Below are 21,774 nucleotides of genomic sequence, written 5' to 3'. Positions count from 1 at the left end.
CGACATGCTCGATTCCAAACTGTTACGTAGCAACCTTCAGGACGTAGCGGACCGCCTGGCATCCCGTGGCTTTGCCCTGGATGTTGCGCGCATCGAAGCGCTGGAAGAACAGCGCAAGACCGTCCAGACCCGCACCGAAGCTCTGCAGGCTGAACGTAACGCGCGCTCCAAATCCATCGGCCAGGCCAAGCAGCGCGGCGAAGACATCGCGCCGCTGATGGCGGATGTCGAGCGCATGGCGGGCGAGTTGAGCGCCGGTAAAGTCGAGCTGGACGCGATCCAGACCGAGCTGGATTCGATCCTGCTGGGCATTCCGAACCTGCCGCACGAATCGGTGCCGGTCGGCGATGATGAAGAAGGTAACGTTGAAGTGCGCCGTTGGGGCACGCCGAAGGCGTTCGACTTCCCGGTTCAGGACCACGTGGCCCTGGGCGAGAAGTTCGGCTGGCTGGACTTCGAAACCGCCGCCAAACTGTCCGGCGCCCGTTTCGCCCTGCTGCGCGGCCCGATTGCTCGCCTGCACCGTGCACTGGCGCAGTTCATGATCAACCTGCACATCAACGAACACGGTTACGAAGAGGCTTACACGCCTTATCTGGTACAAGCGCCGGCCCTGCAGGGCACCGGTCAGTTGCCGAAATTCGAAGAAGACCTGTTCAAGATCAGCCGCGACGGCGAAGCCGATCTGTACCTGATTCCGACCGCTGAGGTGTCGCTGACCAACATTGTGGCCGGCGAAATCGTCGATTCGAAACTGCTGCCGATCAAGTTCGTGGCACACACGCCGTGCTTCCGCAGCGAGGCTGGCGCGTCGGGTCGCGACACTCGCGGGATGATCCGTCAGCACCAGTTCGACAAGGTCGAGATGGTCCAGATCGTTGAGCCGTCGACCTCGATGCAAGCGCTGGAAAACCTGACCGCCAACGCCGAGAAAGTCCTGCAACTGCTGGAGCTGCCATACCGCACCCTGGCGCTGTGCACCGGCGACATGGGCTTCAGCGCGGTCAAGACCTACGACCTGGAAGTGTGGATTCCGAGCCAGGACAAGTATCGCGAGATTTCGTCGTGCTCCAACTGTGGCGACTTCCAGGCCCGCCGTATGCAAGCGCGTTTCCGCAACCCGGAAACAGGCAAGCCTGAGCTGGTGCACACCCTGAACGGTTCCGGCCTGGCGGTCGGTCGTACCCTGGTGGCGGTACTCGAGAACTATCAGCAGGCCGACGGTTCGATCCGTGTCCCTGAAGTGCTCAAGCCGTACATGGGTGGCCTTGAGGTCATCGGCTAAATGGACTATCTGCCGCTGTTCCATAACCTTCGCGGCAGTCGTGTGTTGGTCGTCGGCGGGGGGGAGATTGCCTTGCGCAAATCCCGCCTGCTGGCCGAAGCCGGTGCGCTGCTGCGGGTGGTCGCACCTGAAATCGAACCGCAGTTGCGTGAGCTGGTAGCCGGCAGCGGTGGCGAGTGCCTGGTGCGTGGCTACGTCGAGGCGGATCTGGATGGTTGCGGGCTGATCATCGCCGCCACCGACGATGAACCGCTGAACGCGCAAGTCTCCGCCGATGCCCATCGGCGTTGCGTGCCGGTCAACGTGGTGGACGCGCCGGCCCTGTGCAGCGTGATCTTCCCGGCGATCGTCGACCGTTCGCCGCTGATCATTGCCGTGTCCAGTGGCGGTGATGCACCGGTGCTGGCGCGGTTGATTCGCGCCAAGCTGGAAACCTGGATTCCTTCCACTTACGGTCAACTGGCCGGTCTGGCGGCGCGTTTCCGCAACCAGGTCAAAGGCCTGTTTCCGGATGTGCAGCAGCGTCGGGCGTTCTGGGAGGATGTGTTCCAGGGACCGATTGCCGACCGACAACTGGCCGGGCAGGGCGCCGAGGCCGAGCGCTTGATGCTGGCCAAAATCAATGGCGAAGCCCCTGTGGCCACTGGCGAGGTTTATCTGGTGGGCGCCGGGCCGGGTGATCCCGACCTGTTGACCTTCCGCGCCTTGCGCCTGATGCAGCAAGCCGACGTGGTGCTGTATGACCGTCTGGTGGCGCCGGCGATTCTGGATTTGTGCCGTCGCGATGCCGAGCGGGTCTACGTCGGCAAGCGCCGCGCCGATCACGCCGTGCCTCAGGAACAGATCAACCAGCATTTGGTGGATCTGGCCAAGGCCGGCAAGCGCGTGGTGCGCTTGAAGGGTGGCGATCCGTTCATTTTCGGGCGTGGCGGCGAAGAGATCGAAGAACTGGCGGCCCATGGCATCCCGTTCCAGGTCGTGCCGGGCATTACCGCTGCCAGCGGTTGCGCGGCGTATGCCGGGATTCCGCTGACTCACCGCGATTACGCGCAGTCAGTGCGGTTTGTCACCGGGCACCTCAAGGACGGTTCCACCGATTTGCCGTGGGCCGACCTGGTCGCGCCGGCGCAAACCCTGGTGTTTTACATGGGGCTGGTGGGCTTGCCGATCATCTGCGAGCAGTTGATCAAGCACGGTCGCGCGGCTGATACCCCGGCGGCGTTGATCCAGCAGGGCACCACGGTCAATCAGCGGGTATTTACCGGCACCCTGGCCGACCTGCCACGGCTGGTGGCGGAGCATGAAGTGCATGCTCCGACACTGGTGATCGTTGGGGAAGTGGTGCAACTGCGCGAGAAACTGGCGTGGTTCGAAGGGGCTCAGGCGCAGGTCTGACCTGTGGCGAGGGGGCTTGCCCCCGTTGTGATCGTTCCCACGTAGAGCGTGGGAACGATCAACCTCAGGCCTTGCGCCAAACCTCTTTCCCACTCAATCGCCCCCGATCATGCGCCCCGGTGAAATCCTGCGCCGGTCCTTTCGGCACAATTCCGGTCGGATTGATGGTCTTGTGGCTGCCGTAGTAGTGGTTCTTGATGTGGGTGAAATCCACCGTCTCGGCAATCCCGGGCCACTGATAAATCTCCCGTAGCCAGTTCGACAGGTTCGGATAATCGGCAATCCGCCGCAGATTGCATTTGAAGTGGCCGTGATACACCGCATCAAAACGAATCAGCGTGGTGAACAGGCGGATATCCGCTTCGGTCAGGTATTCACCCGTCAGGTAACGATTCGCGCCCAGCAGTTGCTCCAGCCGATCCAGCTCGGCAAACAACTCATCGAACGCCTCTTCATAAGCCTGCTGCGAGGTGGCAAACCCGGCGCGATAGACGCCGTTGTTCACTGCTGGATAAATCCGCTCGTTCAGGGCGTCGATTTCGCTGCGCAGCGGTGCCGGGTAGAAATCCAGGTCATTGCCGGTCAAGTCATCGAACGCACTGTTGAACATGCGGATGATCTCCGCCGATTCATTGCTGACGATGCGGTTGGTCTGTTTATCCCACAACACCGGCACGGTGACGCGGCCGGTGTAGTCGGCGGTATCGGCGGTGTAGCGCTGGTGCATGAAATTGAAATGATCGAGCTTGTCGCCAGTCGATCCGAGGTTTTTATCGAAGGTCCAGCCGTTTTCCAGCATCAACCAGCTGACCACCGACACGTCGATCAGGCTTTCAAGGCCTTTGAGTTTGCGCAGGATCAGCGTGCGGTGGGCCCACGGGCAGGCGAGGGACACATAGAGATGATAGCGACCGGCCTCGGCGGCAAAACCACCGACGCCGCTCGGGCCTGGCTTGCCATCGGCGGTCAGCCAGTTGCGACGCTGCGCCTGTTCACGCTGGAACGCGCCATCCTTGCTGCTTTGGTACCACTGATCCTGCCAGCGACCTTCGACTAACAAACCCATGTGCCTGACTCCTCAACCTATAAGCGTTGGAGAGGAGTTTATGCGCATAGGTTCGAACAAAAAGCGCAAAGGTTGGGCTGTTATGATCGATTAAATCGATCGGTCCCGGGCGTCCCAATATTGCTGGGCGGTTTCGAAGGCTTGTTCGCGGGGCTGGCCGAGGCCGCGCAAGGCCAGGGCCATGGTCGAGATCAGCGCCATTTGCGGGTAGCTGTCGACCACGTCGCCACGCCATACGGCTTTCAAGTGCTCCGGGTCCAGGCTCGCCGGTTTGACGTGGCGCTGGCTCGACAGCTGCGGCCATTCTTCATCCCAGCTTTCGCCGCCGGTGGTGCCATACAGGTGACTGTCGGCGTCCGGGTTGATCTCAATCTCGCCGCCATCGCCCTTGACGACGATTGCCGTGTCCCCGAGCAGACCGCTGGCATCGCGATGCACCGCCTGGTAGCCGGGGTGGAAAATGCTTTGCAGGCCACAACGGGCGCCAAGCGGGTTGAGAATCCGCGCCAGGGAATGGATCGGCGAGCGCAGGCCCAGGGTGTTGCGCAGGTCGATCATTCGCTGAAGCTGGGGAGCCCAGTCCACCAATGGCATGAACGCCAGACCGCCCTGATCGAGGGCCGCACCGACCTGCTGCCAGTTGCGGCATAACGGTATGTTCAGCGTCTCGAGCAGTTGTTCACTGTAGAGCCGACCCGCCGTGTGCGCGCCGCCGCCGTGCATGAAGATGCGCACGCCGTTCTGCGCCAGGCACTTGGCTGCCAGCAGATACCACGGCAAATGCCGCTTCTTGCCTGCGTACGTCGGCCAGTCCAGATCGACCGCCAGTGCCGGTGGGTTCAGGCGTTCACGCAAGGCTTCGGTGAACCCGGCCATTTCCTCGGCGCTCTCTTCCTTGTGCCGCAACAGCATCAGGAACGCGCCGAGCTGGGTGTCCTCGACCTTGTCGTCGAGCACCATGCCCATGGCTTGGCGGGCTTCTTCGCGGGTCAGATCGCGGGCGCCGCGTTTGCCTTTGCCAAGAATCCGCACGAACTGGGCGAACGGGTGCTCGGCGGGCGTTTCGAGGGTCAGCGCTGGATAGTCGGTCATAAGCAATTCGTCGGTTTGGGCAGGCCCGCCAGTTTCGCGGCGAGTTTGGCAGGGGTGCCTTTGAACAGTCGGTTCAGGTGCAGGCTGTTGCCCTTGTCGGGGCCGAGCTTCAATGCGGTGTACTTGATCAGCGGGCGGGTCGCCGGGGACAACTGGAATTCGTCGTAGAAACTGCGCAGCAGTTCGAGGATTTCCCAATGTTCCGGGCTCAACTCGATGTCTTCAGCGGCGGCGAGGGCGGTGGCCACCTCGGTAGACCAGTCGCTCAGTTCCACCAGGAAGCCGTCCTTGTCCAGTTCAATAGCGCGGGCGCCAACGGTCAGGGATTTCATAGCCAACTGTTGACCTTGTCATAGTGAATCGACAGTTCGACGAAGGCCGGGTAATCAATGGCACTGGCCCAGTCCGGAACTTGCAGAGCCCGGGCCTGCGCGTCTTCGGCCAGTACGAACAGTTTCAGGTTGCGAGCATGCAAAGAGCTGAATGGCGCGGTGCCTGGCTGCAAGGCATAGGCCGCATCGCCACTCAGCAGCAGCGCATCGTTGGGGCCGATCACGCGCAGGCAACTGCTGAGGCGCTCGTCGCCGAATGGGGAATGAGACAACACATGCAAAGTCGACATCAGAGGGTGATCACCTGGTCGTAACGGTCAATAAGGGCGGTGATGTCCTGGGCGCTCAGTACCTGGGCTTCTTCAAGCGACAGACCTTTGGGGGCCAGGCCTCGGGCCGCTACGCTGTCAGCGCACACGAACAGGTCTTCGACGCCGAACATCGGCAAGGCTTGCAGGTTGGCGCTCAGGTCTTTCTGCTGCAACGCCTTGGCGTCCTGTTTCGCAGCGAGCTGGAACACGCCGTCATCAAGAAACAGTAGCCCGATCGGCAGATCGAAGGCGCCGCCGGCCAATACAATGTCCAGCGCTTCGCGCGCATTCGGCCCGGACCACGGCGCCTGACGGCTGATAATCAGCAAGGATTTAGCCATCTCACGCGCCTCCGAAACAGATCAGGCGGTCAGCGTCCTGCACCGCGTCATGCAACTGGCCAAGGCCGGACAATTCCCACGGCGCGCCCACGGCGACCGCTTCACGCTGATAGCGCTGGGCTTCTTCCTCGTTCAGCACGCCACGACGCAGGGCGGCGGCGATGCAGACCACGCCATCGAGTTGATGCTCGCTGACAAAGGTGCGCCATTGCTTGGGCAAGTCCTGCTCATCCTGAGGAGTGACCACACTGCCGGACGCGTTGTAGACGCCATCCTGATAGAAAAACAGCCGGACAATCTCATGCCCGCCGGCCAGCGCGGCCTGGGCGAACAGCAAGGCACGGCGCGAGGAGGGCGCATGGGCGGCGGAAAACAGCGCAATGGCGAATTTCATGACGGACTCGATCAGCAAAACTGCGGCCATGATAAAGCTTTATCGGCAGAGCGGCGAAGGGCGTTTACTCGCAGACCGAGTCGCTGCCATCGCGAGGATTATTTGGTCAGCCCGTACAACTCGCAATACTCAAGCCAGTTCATGCCGGCCATCTCTGCAACTTCCTTGTGCACTTCCATGCGTTGGGCCTGATATTCCTCGGGCGTGGCGGTGGTCAGTTGCAGTGTCAGCTCCCAGGCAAACAAACCCAGGCGCTCGGCCTCGGCTTCGAACGCTTCATGCAAGCGTTCGTCGCGGTACTGCGCCATCGTCTCGCCTTTGGCCTGGGCGAGCAGGGGATTGAGATTGTCGAGCTCAAGACGCAGCTCAGGGCGTTCATCGAGAAATTTCCTCAGCGCCTGTTCGTGTTGCTGTTCGGTTGCCGCCATGGTCACTCCTTGAGGGGATTACGAAGACTGCTTTTTGCTCGCCTTGGCAGCCGCAGCCAGACACTCAAGGGCAAACTGCTCGGTGTAGGTCATCTGGATTGGCGTGGTTTCGCCTTTGACGGTTCTTTCGCCGTCGAGAATGTAACGAATCCGCTTGTCGGTGACGCCAATTCGCTTGGCGATCCAGGCCGGCGTCTGGCCGATCTGGCTGATCAGTTTGTCGGCGTAGTCGGTGGAGGGTTTGTAGAACTCGGCATTGGGTGTCATGGCTTTCCTGAAAAATGGGCGATGCGAGGCTATCGGCGCGACAGGGTGCGCGAATCGTTGCGCGGTGTCGCGGTATAAATGAAGTAAAGCAGAACGATACGCCGCGCCGCGGTGGTACAGTCCGCTTTTTCCTGATGAGCGAACGCAATGCGAATTCTGATGGTGGCGCTGGCCGCAACCTTGCTGGCGGGCTGCGCCGGATCGGCGATGAACGACGCCCGCACCAAAACCCCGTACAAAACCCTGACCTCGGACAAACCGGAAAAAGTCGTCGCCCAGTGCGTGCAGTTTGCCTGGCAGGACGAGGCGGTGTTCGGCGTCGATGCCGGTGCGTATTTGCAGCCGGGCAAGAAGGGCGGCTCGACGGTCTACACCCGTTCGGCCGAATCTTTCGTGGACGTGACCAGCGATGCTTCAGGCACGGCCTTGAGCTACTACGCCCAGCATGATGATTTTGTTGCCAAGCGTCGTTTGGCGGCGTTGGCGACCTGCCTGTAAGAGGTTTATGAGGCAGTCCCCCTGTGGGAGCGAGCAGGCTCGCTCCCACAACGTTTGCGTTTTAATCAATCAAACGCTTCTGGAAAAAGAAACGCTTATGGCCTGGCGGATAATCGGCAATCTGCCCCAGTTCGCTGAAGCCGTGTTTTTTGTAGAACTCCGGCGCCTGGAAGTCGAAGGTGTCCAGCCAGATCCCGATGCACTCTTTCTCCCGCGCCAGGTCTTCGGCCATCTGCATCAGCTTCGAGCCCAGCCCTTGGCCCCGTGCCTGGTCCGGCACCGACAACAACTCAATGAAAAACCATTGGTAAAACACCCGGCCATAAAGCCCGCCGAGAATCTCGTCGTTGTCATCGCGCACCAGCAAGGCAATCTGCTCTGACACCGTGGGCCCGGCCTTTGAGGCGTTGTAGGCGCGCAGCGGTGTGAGGATTGCTTCGCGCTCTTCCTGAGTGGCGTTTGTCGACAGTTCAATTCGCAGGGTCATGGGCTACATCCATATGGCAAAGAGGGAGCCTATCGCGATCGCAGTTTGTTTGGAACTCCCGGGTGCGCCGGGAGGTCTAGCCTCAATAATGTCATTCGCAATGCACCCATGAGGACCGCCCGTGGATATCTTTGAAGCCTTGCGCGAAAGCCATGATCGCCAGCGTAGCTATGCCGTCGCCCTGATCAAGACCCACGGCGACACCCCGGAACGGCTAGAGGCTTACAAACAGCTCAAAGCCGAACTGCACGCCCACGCAACGGCCGAAGAACGCCATTTCTACATCCCGTTGATGGCATTCGACAATGGCATGGACCTGAGTCGCCACGCCATTTCCGAACACCATGAAATGGACGAAATGATGGAGGAACTGGACGAGACTGAGATGTCCAGCGCCGCTTGGCTGATCACTGCCAAAAAGCTCTCGGAAAAGGTCCATCACCACCTGAAAGAGGAAGAGCAGAAGTTCTTTCAAATGGCCGGCAAACTGCTCGACAACAAGCAAAAGGAATCACTCGCCGGGCAGTACCAGAAAGAATATAAGGCGCAGTTGCCCTGACCTGAAGCACGCAATCATTTGTTGCTTTGGCGTGTAGGCCAATTGGATTTCAAGTAACACCGACCCTCTGAATCCGTTCTGAAGGATTGGACAGAGCGTTAGAAAAAAAGAAGCCCGGCAACCATGCCGGGCTTTTCTGTTTTCGCCTAACATGGACGTCTTCTGACGAAAATAGGGATGGATTGTCATGTCGAACACAGCCGAGCGGGTCAACATCATCGAGTCTCAGGTGTTGTCCCACAACTGGTATCTGCTGAAGAAAATCACGTTCGATTACCTGCGCAACAACGGCGACTGGCAGCGCCAGAGCCGCGAGGTCTACGACCGTGGCAACGGCGCGGCGATTCTGCTGTTCAACCGCGAGAAGAAAACCGTCGTGCTGACTCGCCAGTTCCGGTTGCCGGTGTTCGTCAACGGCCATGATGGTTTGTTGATTGAAGTGGCGGCGGGGCTGCTGGAAGGCGCTGCGCCTGAAGAGCGCATTCGCGCTGAAGCTGAGGAAGAAACCGGCTATCGCGTCCACCATGTGCAGAAGGTGTTCGAGTCCTACATGAGCCCCGGTTCGGTCACGGAGAAACTGCATTTCTTTATTGCCGAGTACGACGCCTCTTCGAAAGTCAGCGAGGGCGGTGGGCTGGAAGACGAAACCGAAGAACTGGAAGTGCTGGAGTGGAAATTCGACGACGCCCTTGAGGCGTTTTATCGCGGGGAGATCTGCGATGCCAAGACCATCATGCTGCTGCAGTATGCGGCGATGAAGGACATTTTCGGACCGGTCTGAGTCGGCGGGGTGTGCCTGGATCGAGAGAGCGTTCAGGCACAATGGTCGAGCGTTTCGGCACAGTAATCAGCCTTTGCTCTCTCTAGACTCGTGCTTCACGCCAAGACACCGATGAGGTCACGATGAACATCCGAATTATCCTATCCGCTTTGTCCATGGGGGTCGTCCTCACTGGGCACGCAGCCGACTTCTCGCTGACAAGCCAGGATATTGCTGAAAATCGCCCGCTGACCAGTCGTGAGGTATTCCAGGGTTTCGGTTGTGAAGGGGGTAATACGTCTCCGCAACTGTCCTGGTCCAACGCCCCGGCGGAGACTAAAAGTTACGCGATCACGGTCTATGACCCTGATGCGCCGACCGGCAGCGGCTGGTGGCATTGGACGGTGGTCAACTTACCGGCTTCAACCAAAAGTTTGCCAAGCGGGGTCGGTTCGAACCTGCCTGCCGGTGCCGTACAAGGACGAACCGATTATGGCCAACCGGGATTTGGCGGAGCGTGCCCTCCTGTGGGGGATAAGCCCCATCGCTATCAATTCACCGTATGGGCGTTGAAAGTCGATAAGCTGCCACTCGACAGCCAGGCCAGCGGAGCCTTGGTGGGCTATATGCTCAATGCCAACGCCTTGGCCAAAGCGACCATCACTTCAACTTACGGACGTTAAGAACGATGCGCCCTTGTGACGGCATCCAGCACCGGGAAAACATTATCGATGCGTGTGTCATCCGGGCGCGGCAGCCTCATACCTTGCAACGGGTGCCGATATTCGCGACTGCCTTGTGTCGAGTGCGACAGGGGGAAAAACTGTTGCAATGGGATGACCGGGAGATGCGCGCTGGGCCGCAACATCTGATTCTGTTGCCGGCCGGGCGTGAGCTTGGTATCTCGAACTTCCCCGGTCTTCACGGTCACTACATCGCCGATGTCGTGACCTTTCCCGGTTCGACACTGCGCAACTTCAGCAGCCGATATGGCCGGCAGATCATGAATGGTCACCGTGCCCCGAAGACAGATCTGTGTGTTCCTCTGGACAGGCACACGACGCAGGCATGGGATCAATTACTGGCCGCCATCAATGCCAACGCGCCGGATGCATTACGCACCCACTATGGGGAAGCGGTTCTGCTCAGCCTGGGCCTCAATGGCCAGGCCGGACCGCTGCTGATGGATCGCAATGATCCACTGTGCGAGCGTGTGCAGCAGTTGCTGATGGGCAGCCCTGAGAGCGACTGGACGGTTGCGAGCGTCGCTCAACACCTGAATCTCGGTGAGTCGACTTTGCGTCGCCAACTGGCCAATGAGGGGAGCAGCTTCAGGAATATTCTGGAAAGCGTTCGACTGGCGACCGCGTTGCAATGGTTGCAAACCACTTCCCGGCCCATCGGTGAAATTGCCGGTGCCAGCGGCTACGCCTCGGCCTCACGTTTTGCCGTGCGCTTTCGCTCACATTACGGTCTGTCGCCACGGGAATTGCGCGCGGCGATTTAGGTATTCCTGTACTTGATTTGATTCGAGTGAAAACGGCCTGTCGGCCGTTTTTTTGTACCCGGCGAAAACCTTAACCGCCGGTCCCTGTGGCGAGGGAGCAAGCTCCCTCGCCACAAAGTCACGGCATTTCCGGCAATTCCTGCGGCCGCAAATCAAACACCAGTACCTCGGCATCCACGCCATTGCTCAAGGTCAGTACCTGTTCTTTGCGAACCCGTACGCCGTCGCCTTCCTGTAACGGCAGGCCGTTCAGCTCGACACTGCCCCGCGCCACATGCACATAGGCGTAGCGATCGGCAGCCAGTTCCAGCGTGGCGCTTTCCTTGCCGTCGATCAGGCCGGCATACACCCGCGCATCCTGCCGGACTTTCAACGAGCCCTTGGCCCCATCCGGGGAGATGATCAACTGCAAGCGGCCGCGTTTTTTCTGGGTGCTGAAATGCTCTTGCTGATAACGCGGTTTGGCGCCGCTGACGTCAGGCACGATCCAGATTTGCAGGAAGTGCACCGGGCGTGTCGATGAGTGGTTGTATTCACTGTGCGCCACGCCACTGCCGGCACTCATCAGTTGCACGTCGCCAGGGCGGATCACCGAACCGGTGCCTAAAGTGTCCTTGTGTTCCAGCGCGCCTTCGAGCACGTAGGAGAAAATCTCCATGTCGCGATGAGGGTGCTGTCCAAAGCCTTTGCCTGCGGCTACGCGGTCGTCGTTGATCACCAACAGGTCGGAAAAGCCCTGTTCCCGTGGGTTGCGGTAGTTGGCAAAGGAAAAGGTATGGAACGACTTCAACCAACCGTGATTGGCCGCACCGCGATCCGAAGCTTTGCGAAGGGTCAGCATGATGAAATCTCCTGTCAGGACGTGAATTCGTCCGAGTGAGGAGAAGGTTAATGTTTACCTGAAAGTGCAGTAAGTAGATGAAAATTGAAATACTGTCTCGCACAGGTTGACAGTTGTGTGAACGGGTTCATGTATGCTTGTTGTTACATGTGGCCATAATGTCGGGCGCCAGACCCGTGGGCGGCGCAATGGTATTGAACAGTTCTCTATTAGTGACCTTGAACCCATGAAAACCGTGGCAATGGTGTTGTTCCCAGACTTTCTCCTGCTCGACATGGCCGGCCCCATGGAAGTGTTTTCCATCGCCAATCGTTATCTGCAACCGGCGGACCGATACGAGCTGTTGACCATCGGCACCGTGCAGGGCGCATTGCGGGCCTCCAACGGCGTGAGCGTACTGGCGGATCTGCACATCGATCAGGCTAACGAGCACTATGACCTGTTGCTGGTGCCAGGCGGGCCGGGGGCCTACAACGAAAAGTATCCGCCGCTGCTCGACTGGCTTCGGGGAGCCATCAGCCGTGCTGACCGATACGGGTCGATCTGCACCGGCGCGTTCGTGCTCGGGCATGCCGGATTGCTGGACGGCTTTCGCGTGACCACTCACTGGCATTACACCGAACGACTGATCAAAGGCTTCCCCAAGGCTGTCGTCGAGACCGATCAGATTTTCGTGCAGGACCGCAACCTCATCACTTCCGGTGGTGTCACCGCCGGTATCGACCTGGCGCTGGCGGTGGTTGCCCAGGACCACGGCAAGAAAGTCGCCCAGGACGTCGCCAAAGTGCTGCTGGTAGTGATGAAACGCCAGGGCGGGCAGGCGCAGTTCAGTCCATTGATGGCCGCGGTGGGCCCCCAGGAAACGCCGGTCACCCGGGTGCAGAACCATGTGCTCGAACACCTCGACGAAGCGTTCGGTATCGAGCGTATGGCCAGTCTGGTGAACATGAGTGCGCGGCACTTCGCCAGGGTTTTCACCCGGGAAGTGAATATGACGCCGATGGAGTTTCTACAAAGCGCGCGCATCGATCACGCCAGGAATCTGTTGGAAACCAGCGAGCTGCCGCTCAAGACCGTAGCCTATAAAAGTGGCTTCGGCAGCGTGCGGCACATGCGATTTCTTTTCAGTGAAAAGCTCGGCCTGACCCCCACCCAGTACCGCGAGCAGTTCAGTTAACGCGCTGTTGTCCGTCGTGCGCACCGCGATGACCGTGACGCTCCTCCCATGGCCGTTGTACCGTCACCCATGCCTGCCAAGATACCCGTGAACTCTTTTTTGGGAGGTGCGGAGCCTGGATGGGCGGGATCGATGGAGCTTGCAGTTCCTTGAGCCGAGCCAGGTTTTCAGCATATGAACGTGCATGAACAACCTCAGAGAGATAAACAGTGACACGGTGCTGCGGTTCGGGCCCTACGCATTCCACTTGCATCAGCGGTTGATCCTGGACGGTGATCGGCCGCTGCGCATGGGCGGGCGAGCCCTGGACATTTTGCAGGTGCTGGTTGAGCACGCTGGTGCGGTGGTCAGCAAAGAGGCGCTGATTGCCCACGTATGGCCGACCTCGGTGGTCGAGGAAATCAACTTGCGCGTCCACATTGCCGCCCTGCGTCGAGCGCTCGGCGATGGGCCGAACGGGCAGCCTTATATCGTTAATATTCCCCAGCGCGGTTATAGCTTCATCGCCCCGGTGCAGCACGATCGGGCGGGCACGCCGGTGCTGGTCGAAACCGTGCACAAGCCTCAACACAACTTGCCTGCGCGGCTCACACCGGTGACCGGTCGCGACTCGATCGTCGGCAGCGTGGTTCGGCAGTTGCCGGTTCGACGCTTCATGACCCTGATCGGCCCTGCTGGCATCGGCAAGACCACCGTGGCGTTGCGCGTGGCCGAGTTGCTGTTGCAGCACTATCGGGATGGTGTCTGGATGGTTGACCTGGCGGCCATCGATGACCCGTCGCAGCTTGTCGATCATCTGTCGCGCACCCTGGAACTGGACATTGGCGCAAAGGCGTTGGCGCAACGGCATGCCTTGGTGGTGCTCGACAACTGCGAACACCTGCTCGAACGTTGCAGGACAGTGGTGGACGATCTGTTGGCCTCGGCACCTCGACTGTCGATCCTCGCCACCAGTCGCGAACCGCTGCGAGCAGCGGGGGAAACGCTGCTGCGGTTACCCGCCCTGACGGTGCCGCCAGTCTCGGCGATTTATAGCGTGGACGAGGCCATGGGGTATTCAGCGGTGCAGCTGTTGGTCAGCCGCGCCCGAGCCCGTCAGCAAGGGTTTGCCTTGCGCCAACAGGATCTGAAGGCTGTGCGTGAAATCTGTCGTCGGCTGGATGGCTTGCCCCTGGCCATTGAGCTGGCGGCGGCGCAGATCGATGCATTGGCGCTGGTGGGGTTGCAAGCGCAACTGGGCAACTGTTTTCAGCTGTTGAGCCAAGGTCGACGCACCGCCGTGCCACGGCATCAGAATCTCAAAGCCGCACTGGACTGGAGCTATGAACGGCTGAGCCCGTTGGAACAGATCGTGTTGCAGCGGCTGGCGGTGTTCAAGATGGCGTTCACCCTGGACGCAGCGATTGGCGTGGTCAGTGGCGCGATGTTGCTGCCCGCAAGCCTGGTTAACGTGGTGGAGAGTCTGGCGAATAAATCGCTGCTGTCGGTGGAGCAGGGCAGCGGCGTGACGCGCTACCGTTTCCTCAATACCACGCGCACCTACGCCCTGGAGAAACTCGAAAACAGCGGTTACTTGCGTGCCTTCGAACTGCGTTATGAGCGCTACATCAGCCGGGCCCACGGGACATCAGTCGGGCAGGTCGCGCTGCAACTCGTCGAGTAACCGCCGGACTTTGATCAGGTCTGGTGTGGCGAAGCCTTCGGTGAAGCGCTGGTAAATCGGCGCCAGCAGCTCATGGGCTTGCCGGAAGTGGCCCTGACGCTGCCACAACTGGGCCAGCGATGTCGCACTGCGCAGTTCCCAGGCCAGCGCTCCCTGGTTTTTTGCCACGGCTAAAGCCTTGAGCAGCACCGCCTCGGCCGCGTCAGCACTGCTCGGGCAATCCTGCGCCAGTAACGCGTCGGCCCGAGCCCGCAGAATTTCTGCCGTGCTCCAGCCCGCCGCGCCGTTTTCGGCCCGCTCCAGCAACGCATCATCGATGAAACGGCTGCCCAGAGTGACCATGATTTCCTTGACCAACCCGGTGTCCGTTCGCGGGGATGAGGGCGCATCAGTTCCGTCGATCACCTGCGCGTAATGTTTGGCCCAGGTGTAGAACAGCAACACCGAGTGTTTCTTCGCCTGCTCAAGCAGAAAGGCCAGGAGCTCGCGGGCGACCGGCGTGTTGCCGTTGTAGTGGGCGATCAGGCAACCGGACAGCGCCAGGGTGTAGCAGATGGACGTGCCATGATTGATTTGCATCGCGATGTCGAGCGCCTGTCGTGCGGTATGCCAGGCTTTTTCCGGGAGCCCTTGCAGCCAGAGAATGCGCGCCAGAATCGTCAGGGCCGCCACGCTCTGGTCGTATTGCACGCCAAAGCCATGGGTGAAGCGGTTGAGCTGGCCGCTCTGGGCCAGACGTTGAATGACCTGTTCGGCATTCTCCCGCGCCAGTGCCTGATCCCCGGCAAAATGCAGGGCCAGGACCCGCAAGCGTTGGGTGCTGAGGGCCGTCATCGCGTCGTCGTGCGGCCTCAACCGCTCGAATTGTCGGCTCTGCTCCAGGGCCAGTTGGTAGTTGCCGCAACTGAGATCAACCGCCAGGTGCCCGGAAATCGCTTTGAGCTGACCGGCCATATCGTTGCAGTGTTCGGCCAGGTGTTTGGCGCTGACGAAGGCTTCGACGGCTTCGGTGCTATTGCCCTGGGTGTGGTAGCAGGAACTGCCGAGGGCAAGCTTGAGGTTCATGGTCAAACGCGGACAGGGCTGGTGCGTCGTTTCGAGCAACGCCAGGGCTTTGCGCACGTACGCGCCGTATTCCTTGAGCAGCGACAGCTCTTGCCAGAGCGGTGCCGAGGTCGCGGCGAGACGGATGGCCAAGGCCTGCGGCCCTTGAGCGTTCAAGCCCCAATCCAGGACTGCACGAATGTCGTCCAGGCTGCGGGCGTAACGCTCGGTCCAGCGCTCGCTCTGGGTGTGTTCCCATTCACTTTGCGCCTGCTGCATCAAGGCCAGGCAGCATTCGGCGTGGCGCTCTCGGGTGTCCGCCAGCTCTTGGGCCTGGTCGAGTTTTTCCAGCGCATAGCCACGTGTGGTGTCGAGCAGACGGTAGAACACTTCTTCATCGCCGACTTCCACGTTCAGCAATGACTTGGCCACCAATTGGGTAATCGAGGCAAACACCACATCGGGCTCGACGTACTGGCCGACAATCACGGCAGCCGCCGATTCCAGGGTAAAAGCGCCCCGGAATATCCCCAGTCGGCGCAGGCACGTCTGCTCGCAGGCATTGAGCAGTTCGAAGCTCCAGTCCAGCGTGGCGCGCAGGGTCTGATGGCGGCCCATGGTGGTCGGGCAGCCTTGGGCGAGCAGGCGAAAGCTGTCTTGCAGTTGCGACAGCAAGCCGCTCAAGCCCAGGTTGCCGACCTGCGCCGCTGCCAGTTCGATCGCCAACGGAATGCCGTCCAGACGTCGGCAGATTTCAATCGCCAGCGGCAGATCGGCTTCGCTCAGTTCGAAGCTGTCGTGGCTGGCCATCGCCCGCTCGACAAACAATTGCAGCGCCGAAAACGTCAGGGCCTGAGCGCGGTCGAGCACGGCGATGGGCGGCGGGCAGTCCAGTGATTCCAGGCGCTGCACGTATTCGCCTTCGGCCCGCAGGCTTTCGCGACTGGTAGCCAGAATGTGCACTTGGGGTGCCGCGCGCAGGATGCTTTCGCAGAGCAACGCAATGGCATCGATCAGGTGTTCGCAGTTGTCGATGACCAGCAGCATCTGCCGTTCGCGCAAGCATGTGGCGAGCCCGTTCATGGGGTCGGCGTCATGCAACGGCAAGCCCAGCGCTGTCGCCAGGTGCGCGCCGATCATCAAAGGGCAGTTGATCGTTGCCAGGTCCACCAGGCGAATGCCGTCTCGATAGCGACCGATCAGTTGCTCGGCGACGCGCAGCGCCACGGTCGTCTTGCCGATCCCGCCGGGGCCCACGAGGGTGATGAAACGTTGCTGTGAGAGTTGCGCCAGCAGTCTGTCGACCAGGGCCTGACGGCCGATCATGCGAGTCCGGCGCACCGGCAGGTTATGGCCGCCCGGTTCATTGGCGTCGTTTTGGGGATGTTGTTCGATGGACTCCAGGGAAAACGGCGCGACAAAACTGTAGCCGCGCTGGGCGACGGTGACGATGTAACGCTGGCCGGCCTGACCGTCACCGAGGGCTTTGCGCAGTGCCGCCATGTGCACGCGCAGGTTGGTGTCTTCCACTACGCTTTTGGGCCAGACCCGCGCGATCAGTTGCTGCTTGCTCACCACCTGGCCTGCGTGCTCCAGCAACATCAACAGAATGTCCATGGCTTGCCTGCCCAGGCGCAGGGGCTGGTCGGCCTCCATCACCAGGCGTTGGCCAGGGTAGATCCGGTAGGGGCCGAAATGGATGGCCTGTTCGGGGGTAAGGGTCAACGGGTCACTCCTGCTTGCATCCGTCTATCGCGCGGTATCCAGGCATATTCCTAAGGTTTTTTCGGTAGCGCAACGTGGCGTCATACATCTCGGCAGCAGGTGCAACGGCTGCGGCCTTGCCGTCGGTGCCCGGCGGCCCCGTATTTATTGGACTCAGCGCTGGTGAACGGCACGCCGGGGCCATGGGTGTACGGCAGAAAATTAACAACGTTTAACTCGTACCGATCCGGTCTACGCTCAAAAATCCATTTCTTCAAGTAGCCGAAGGTATCGGCCTTTTTGCAACAGAAAGTGCAACAAAAAGCGTGCCGCAAAAAGGACGAACACTTCTGGAGGAGCCGGAATGAGCAACGTGGTGGTGGTCTATCACAGTGGTTACGGGCACACCCGGGTCATGGCCGAAGCCGTGGGCCTGGGGGTGGAACGACACTTGGGCAGCACCTGTCGGCTGATTCCGGTGGAGGAAGTGGACGACCACTGGGAGCGCTTGCACCGTGCCGATGCAATCATCTTCGGCGCCCCCACCTACATGGGCAGCGCCTCGGCAGCCTTCAAGGGTTTCATGGAGGCCACCGCCTCGTTCTACCTGGCCCAGCCCTGGCGCGACAAGCTCGCTGCCGGGTTTACCAACTCCGGATGCCTGTGTGGCGACAAGCTCAATACCTTGCTGCAGATGGCGGTGTTCGCCGCCCAGCACTCGATGATCTGGGTCGGCCTCGACCTGCTGCCGGCGCGCAGCAGCCTCGGCCTGTTCGACGGGCAGTTGAACCGGCTCGGCAGTTCGCTGGGGGCGATGGCCCAATCGAACGTCGAGCAATCCCCCGAATTTGCTCCGCCCCTGGAAGACCGCCGCACCGCCGCACATTTGGGCGAGCGGGTGGCGCGCCTGGCCGAACGCCTGGCTCAAACCTCTTGTTAATCGTCGTAAACCCATGCATCAGGAGAGTCGTAATGAGCACCTTTACTACCCGAGACGGCACCGAGATTTACTACAAGGACTGGGGCACCGGTCAGCCGATCGTCTTCAGCCACGGTTGGCCGTTGAACGCCGACAGTTGGGAGTCGCAGATGATCTTCCTGGCCTCCAAAGGCTACCGGGTCATCGCCCATGACCGCCGTGGTCACGGTCGTTCGAGCCAGCCATGGTTCGGCAACGAAATGGATACTTACGCCGATGACCTGGCGCAGTTGATCGAGCATCTGGATCTGCAAAACGCTGTGTTGTTCGGTTTCTCCACTGGCGGTGGCGAAGTGGCGCGCTACATCGGTCGCTACGGTACTGGACGCGTGGCCAAGGCCGGGCTGATTTCATCGGTGCCGCCTCAGATGCTCAAGACCGAGGCCAACCCGGGCGGCCTGCCGATGGAAGTGTTCGACGGTATTCGTCAGGCGTCTTTGGTCGACCGTTCGCAGTTGTACAAGGATCTGGCCAGCGGTCCGTTCTTCGGTTTCAACCGGCCGGGTGCCAAACCTTCGCAAGGCATGATCGACTGGTTCTGGCTGCAGGGCATGGCTTCCGGCCACAAGAATGCGTACGACTGCATCAAGGCGTTCTCTGAAACCGACTTCACCGAAGACCTGAAGAAGTTCGACGTGCCGACCCTCGTGGTGCATGGCGACGACGATCAGGTGGTGCCGATTGAAGCCTCGGGCATCGCCTCGGCAAAACTGGTCAAGGGCTCCACATTGAAAGTCTATCCGGGAGCTCCACACGGCCTGACCGATACCCACAAGGATCAACTCAACGAAGATCTGCTGGCGTTCATCAAGGGCTGATCAAAATCAAAGGCGCCGGCGCCTACAGGGACATGTGAGCACCTGTAGGCGCTGGCGAAGGCTGCGATCTTTTGCTGTTGTGAGAGGGAAGAGTACGCATGGCACGGCAGCGCCAGGCAAACGGTGTGATGCCTTCGCTGCGGGTGAAGATATGGGAGAAATGCGCCTGGTCGCAGAAGCCACATTCCAGGCTGATTTGCGTCAGGGTCAGGTCGGTGTCCTGGATCAATTGTTTGGCTCGGGCAATGCGTTGCTGTCGGATCCAGTCCTGCGGCGAAACACCGGTGCTGCATTTGAACGCACGGGAAAAATGACTGCGCGACAGGGCACAGACCCGTGCCAGTTCGGTCACTTCCAGGGTGTCGTCGAGGTGGTCGAGGATCAGTTGCTTGACCAGAGTTTCGCGCCAGGGGCTAAGGCCCCCCGTGGTTTTCTTTTGCGTTTCAATGGCACACGCCTTGATCGCGTTTTGCTGAATGAGAGCCATGGCCAATGTCCGTGTCGATGGGCGCGCGCGGATGCACTGCACGGTGGGTCAGCACGTTCCCTTGTCTGAAAAACAAGTCTGCGCAGAAGGCTTCATTCTTGGCCGCGAGGACTTTGGCTTGCGAGTTAAACGTTGTTAATTCCGCAGTCAGGCTTAAGGGTGAAAATGCGCCAACTGAGCACATCACTGCAATTCGCACCGATGCACGGTCATGCAAGATGGGCGACGTGTAGCGGCCTGGACTGGGCCGCTTTTTCTGGCTCGATCAAGGGTGATCTCATGAAGCAATCCCGCGTTTGCACACTTGGCGGACTTGGCCTGGCATTGGCGCTGATGTCTGGCATCAGCCTGGCCCAGGCACCGGCTCAGGTGAACACTCAGGTGCCCGGTTATTACCGGCTCGCGGTGGGCGACTACGAGGTGACGGCGTTGTTCGATGGCTACAACGACCTGTCGCCCAAACTGCTCGAGGGGCTGACCCAAGACCAGATCCGCGCGTTGCTGGCTCGTCGTTCGATTGAAACGCCGGGGGTGCAAACCGCGTTCAATGCGTTTCTGGTGAATACCGGCAAACAATTGATTCTGGTGGATACCGGAGCAGGGCAGTGCATCGGTGCCACGGCGGGCCAACTGTCGGCGAACATGAAAGCCGCCGGTTACCAGCCGGAACAGGTCGATACCATCCTGCTCACTCACCTGCATCTGGATCATGTGTGCGGGTTGGTGGATGGGCAGCAAAAGCCCGTGTTTGCCAACGCAACGGTGTACGCGGCCAAGGCAGAAGCCGATTACTGGCTTGATCCCCAGGCCATGGCCAAGGCACCGGCCGGTGCCAGGGAATTCTTCAAGATCGCCCAGGACTCAACCGCGCCGTATATCGCGGCGGGCCGTTTCAAAACCTTTACTGCCGGGCAGTCGCCAGTGCCGGGCGTTGTCGATGCCGAGCTGGAGGCCGGGCACACACCGGGCAGTACCACGTATCGGTTCAGCTCCCAGGGTCAGAGCATTCTGTTCATGGGCGATCTGGTGCATAACCTGGCGGTGCAGTTCGAGCATCCTGAGGTGTCAATTCGTTTCGACGTCGACAATCAGCAGGCGATCAAGAGCCGCGCCAAGGTGTTCAGCGATGCGGCGGCCAGCAAAATCTGGGTCACGGCGGCGCATTTGCCGTTTCCGGGTGTCGGCCATATCACCGCGGTGGACAAGCATTTCCAGTGGGTACCGATCGAGTACGGGCCTTACAAACGAGCGGCGAAAGTGCCGATGATCGAGTAAAGTCCGACACACTTGCGCCTGGCTGAACACAAAAGGGAACCGTGCCCATGAACCGTAACGATCTGCGCCGTGTCGACATGAACCTGCTGGTGATTTTCGAAGCGCTGATGTTCGAAAAGAACCTGACCCGAGTCGCCGAAAAACTGTTCATGGGCCAACCGGCGGTGAGCGCCGCGCTGGGCCGGTTGCGTGATTTGTTCGACGATCCGTTGTTGCTGCGCAACGGTCGCGGCATGGAACCGACGGCGCGGGCGCTGGCGATTCTCAAGGAGCTGCAACCAGCGATGGACACCATCTCGGGGGCGGTCAGCCGGGCCAAGGAATTCGACCCGGCCAGCAGCTGCGATGTGTTCCGCATCGGGCTGTCGGACGACGCCGAGTTCGGGCTGTTTCCGCCGTTGCTGCGCCAGTTGCAGGAAGAGGCGCCGGGGATCGTGGTTGTGGTACGCCGTGCCAATTATCTGTTGATGCCGACGTTGCTGGCGTCGGGGGAAATCTCGGTGGGGGTGAGTTACACCACGGATCTGCCGGCCAATGCCAAACGCAAAAAACTGCGCGACATTCCCTGCAAAGTCCTGCGCGGAGACAGCAGACCGGGGCCGCTGACGCTGGACGAATACTGCTCCCGCCCGCATGCCATGGTGTCGTTCTCCGGCGACTTGAGCGGCAACATCGACGTCGATTTGGCCAAGGTCGGCCGCACCCGCCGCGTGGTGCTCGGCGTACCGCAATTCAGTGGTTTGCGCGCGTTGCTCGCTGGCACGGAAATGATTGCCACTGTCCCGGACTATGCCGCGTGCGCGTTGGTGGAGGGCTGTGCCTTGCGCGCCGAAGATCCGCCGTTTCCCATTGATGCGGCGCAACTGTCGATGGCCTGGAGCGGGGTGCATGACAACGATCCTGCCGAGAAATGGCTGCGGTCGCGGATCAGCCAGTTCATGTCGGCCTCGCTGGATATTCCGGCTGTGTAAGGCGAAACCGCGCCGCGCCGTTCGTCCGAAACAGCCGCACACCTATAAGTTCTGACAGTAGCGCGTGCCCGCGCGTCGGTGTGTGATTCATTC

General features: G+C 60.4%; 25 protein-coding genes. 13 read left to right on the top strand and 12 right to left on the bottom strand.

Annotated elements, in window-relative coordinates:
- Positions 1–4 precede the first annotated feature (4 nt).
- Positions 5–1,285: a serine--tRNA ligase gene (serS, locus tag F475_RS12855; RefSeq protein ID WP_018925530.1), complete on the top strand. Its 1,281-nt coding sequence runs from the start codon at positions 5–7 to the stop codon at positions 1,283–1,285.
- Entirely contained in the window at positions 1,286–2,680 is a 1,395-nt protein-coding gene (gene cysG / locus F475_RS12850; protein ID WP_019580092.1) for a siroheme synthase CysG, read from the top strand.
- Between the two features lie 64 nt (positions 2,681–2,744).
- On the opposite strand, the gene F475_RS12845 is transcribed toward cysG, so the two are convergent.
- The 8 genes from F475_RS12845 to F475_RS12810 all read right to left on the bottom strand — a co-directional run bounded on the left by F475_RS12845 (position 2,745) and on the right by F475_RS12810 (position 6,911).
- Positions 2,745–3,746 (bottom strand): glutathione S-transferase family protein, encoded by a 1,002-nt coding sequence (locus F475_RS12845; protein ID WP_111454056.1) that lies wholly within the window; start codon positions 3,744–3,746, stop codon positions 2,745–2,747.
- 90 nt (positions 3,747–3,836) lie between these two features.
- Positions 3,837–4,838, bottom strand: coding sequence for a glycosyl transferase family protein (locus tag F475_RS12840; protein ID WP_111454055.1), 1,002 nt, complete (start codon positions 4,836–4,838; stop codon positions 3,837–3,839).
- Positions 4,835–5,170, bottom strand: coding sequence for a TusE/DsrC/DsvC family sulfur relay protein (locus tag F475_RS12835; RefSeq protein WP_018925534.1), 336 nt, complete (start codon positions 5,168–5,170; stop codon positions 4,835–4,837). The genes F475_RS12840 and F475_RS12835 overlap by 4 nt, the downstream gene beginning before the upstream one ends.
- The gene (gene tusB / locus F475_RS12830; RefSeq protein WP_019648483.1) at positions 5,167–5,460 is read right to left on the bottom strand and encodes a sulfurtransferase complex subunit TusB; all 294 of its coding nucleotides are present in this window, start codon (positions 5,458–5,460) and stop codon (positions 5,167–5,169) included. The genes F475_RS12835 and tusB overlap by 4 nt, the downstream gene beginning before the upstream one ends.
- Complete coding sequence (gene tusC, locus F475_RS12825) at positions 5,460–5,822, bottom strand: sulfurtransferase complex subunit TusC (protein ID WP_064618775.1); 363 nt, start codon at positions 5,820–5,822, stop codon at positions 5,460–5,462. The genes tusB and tusC overlap by 1 nt, the downstream gene beginning before the upstream one ends.
- Position 5,823: 1 nt before the next feature.
- Complete coding sequence (gene tusD, locus F475_RS12820; protein WP_026345734.1) at positions 5,824–6,216, bottom strand: sulfurtransferase complex subunit TusD; 393 nt, start codon at positions 6,214–6,216, stop codon at positions 5,824–5,826.
- 98 nt (positions 6,217–6,314) lie between these two features.
- Positions 6,315–6,644, bottom strand: a complete 330-nt coding sequence (locus F475_RS12815) for a DUF6388 family protein (RefSeq protein ID WP_019648485.1) — start codon at positions 6,642–6,644, stop codon at positions 6,315–6,317.
- A gap of 18 nt (positions 6,645–6,662) precedes the next feature.
- A complete protein-coding gene (locus tag F475_RS12810; protein WP_007941139.1) occupies positions 6,663–6,911 on the bottom strand; it encodes a hypothetical protein in 249 nt (82 codons plus the stop codon).
- Between the two features lie 147 nt (positions 6,912–7,058).
- On the opposite strand from F475_RS12810, the gene F475_RS12800 reads away from it, so the two are divergent.
- Positions 7,059–7,409: a hypothetical protein gene (locus F475_RS12800; protein WP_007941140.1), complete on the top strand. Its 351-nt coding sequence runs from the start codon at positions 7,059–7,061 to the stop codon at positions 7,407–7,409.
- A gap of 61 nt (positions 7,410–7,470) precedes the next feature.
- Here F475_RS12800 and F475_RS12795 read toward each other — a convergent pair whose 3' ends face one another.
- Positions 7,471–7,896: a GNAT family N-acetyltransferase gene (locus F475_RS12795; protein ID WP_064618773.1), complete on the bottom strand. Its 426-nt coding sequence runs from the start codon at positions 7,894–7,896 to the stop codon at positions 7,471–7,473.
- A gap of 121 nt (positions 7,897–8,017) precedes the next feature.
- Here F475_RS12795 and F475_RS12790 point away from each other — a divergent pair, with 121 nt between their 5' ends.
- The 4 genes from F475_RS12790 to F475_RS12775 all read left to right on the top strand — a co-directional run bounded on the left by F475_RS12790 (position 8,018) and on the right by F475_RS12775 (position 10,722).
- Positions 8,018–8,455, top strand: a complete 438-nt coding sequence (locus F475_RS12790; protein ID WP_018925540.1) for a hemerythrin domain-containing protein — start codon at positions 8,018–8,020, stop codon at positions 8,453–8,455.
- A gap of 187 nt (positions 8,456–8,642) precedes the next feature.
- On the top strand, positions 8,643–9,236 hold the full coding sequence (locus F475_RS12785) for an NUDIX domain-containing protein (protein ID WP_018925541.1): 594 nt from the start codon (positions 8,643–8,645) through the stop codon (positions 9,234–9,236).
- 122 nt (positions 9,237–9,358) lie between these two features.
- Positions 9,359–9,898: a kinase inhibitor gene (locus F475_RS12780; RefSeq protein ID WP_026331779.1), complete on the top strand. Its 540-nt coding sequence runs from the start codon at positions 9,359–9,361 to the stop codon at positions 9,896–9,898.
- Positions 9,899–9,903: 5 nt separating this feature from the next.
- Positions 9,904–10,722, top strand: a complete 819-nt coding sequence (locus F475_RS12775) for a helix-turn-helix transcriptional regulator (RefSeq protein WP_086944977.1) — start codon at positions 9,904–9,906, stop codon at positions 10,720–10,722.
- A gap of 118 nt (positions 10,723–10,840) precedes the next feature.
- On the opposite strand, the gene F475_RS12770 is transcribed toward F475_RS12775, so the two are convergent.
- Positions 10,841–11,563, bottom strand: coding sequence for a pirin family protein (locus F475_RS12770; RefSeq protein ID WP_111454054.1), 723 nt, complete (start codon positions 11,561–11,563; stop codon positions 10,841–10,843).
- A 226-nt stretch (positions 11,564–11,789) separates the two neighbouring features.
- Here F475_RS12770 and F475_RS12765 point away from each other — a divergent pair, with 226 nt between their 5' ends.
- Positions 11,790–12,740 (top strand): GlxA family transcriptional regulator, encoded by a 951-nt coding sequence (locus F475_RS12765; RefSeq protein WP_018925545.1) that lies wholly within the window; start codon positions 11,790–11,792, stop codon positions 12,738–12,740.
- 184 nt (positions 12,741–12,924) lie between these two features.
- Complete coding sequence (locus F475_RS12760; RefSeq protein WP_111454053.1) at positions 12,925–14,403, top strand: winged helix-turn-helix domain-containing protein; 1,479 nt, start codon at positions 12,925–12,927, stop codon at positions 14,401–14,403.
- Here F475_RS12760 and F475_RS12755 read toward each other — a convergent pair.
- Positions 14,368–17,172 carry a winged helix-turn-helix domain-containing protein gene (locus tag F475_RS12755; RefSeq protein WP_111454052.1) on the bottom strand — a complete coding sequence of 935 codons (2,805 nt, stop codon included), beginning with the start codon at positions 17,170–17,172 and terminating at the stop codon, positions 14,368–14,370. The two genes, F475_RS12760 and F475_RS12755, sit on opposite strands and share 36 nt — an antisense overlap.
- A 343-nt stretch (positions 17,173–17,515) precedes the next feature.
- Between F475_RS12755 and F475_RS12750 the strand changes: the two genes are divergently transcribed.
- Together F475_RS12750 and F475_RS12745 are read left to right on the top strand one after the other, a co-directional pair.
- A complete protein-coding gene (locus F475_RS12750) occupies positions 17,516–18,091 on the top strand; it encodes a flavodoxin family protein (protein ID WP_018925548.1) in 576 nt (191 codons plus the stop codon).
- Positions 18,092–18,123: 32 nt separating this feature from the next.
- Positions 18,124–18,948: an alpha/beta fold hydrolase gene (locus F475_RS12745; RefSeq protein ID WP_064618763.1), complete on the top strand. Its 825-nt coding sequence runs from the start codon at positions 18,124–18,126 to the stop codon at positions 18,946–18,948.
- A gap of 22 nt (positions 18,949–18,970) precedes the next feature.
- On the opposite strand, the gene F475_RS12740 is transcribed toward F475_RS12745, so the two are convergent.
- Positions 18,971–19,435: a helix-turn-helix domain-containing protein gene (locus F475_RS12740; RefSeq protein ID WP_018925550.1), complete on the bottom strand. Its 465-nt coding sequence runs from the start codon at positions 19,433–19,435 to the stop codon at positions 18,971–18,973.
- Positions 19,436–19,714: 279 nt separating this feature from the next.
- Here F475_RS12740 and F475_RS12735 point away from each other — a divergent pair, with 279 nt between their 5' ends.
- Both F475_RS12735 and F475_RS12730 read left to right on the top strand, forming a co-directional pair.
- Positions 19,715–20,710 carry an MBL fold metallo-hydrolase gene (locus F475_RS12735; RefSeq protein WP_111454051.1) on the top strand — a complete coding sequence of 332 codons (996 nt, stop codon included), beginning with the start codon at positions 19,715–19,717 and terminating at the stop codon, positions 20,708–20,710.
- A gap of 47 nt (positions 20,711–20,757) precedes the next feature.
- A complete protein-coding gene (locus F475_RS12730; protein ID WP_111454050.1) occupies positions 20,758–21,681 on the top strand; it encodes a LysR family transcriptional regulator in 924 nt (307 codons plus the stop codon).
- Positions 21,682–21,774: the final 93 nt, after the last annotated feature.

The organism is Pseudomonas sp. URMO17WK12:I6 (assembly GCF_003253625.1).
Taxonomy (GTDB): Bacteria; Pseudomonadota; Gammaproteobacteria; order Pseudomonadales; family Pseudomonadaceae; genus Aquipseudomonas.
The sequence above is the reverse complement of the archived record's forward strand: the minus strand, read 5'-3'. Positions and strand labels throughout refer to the sequence as shown.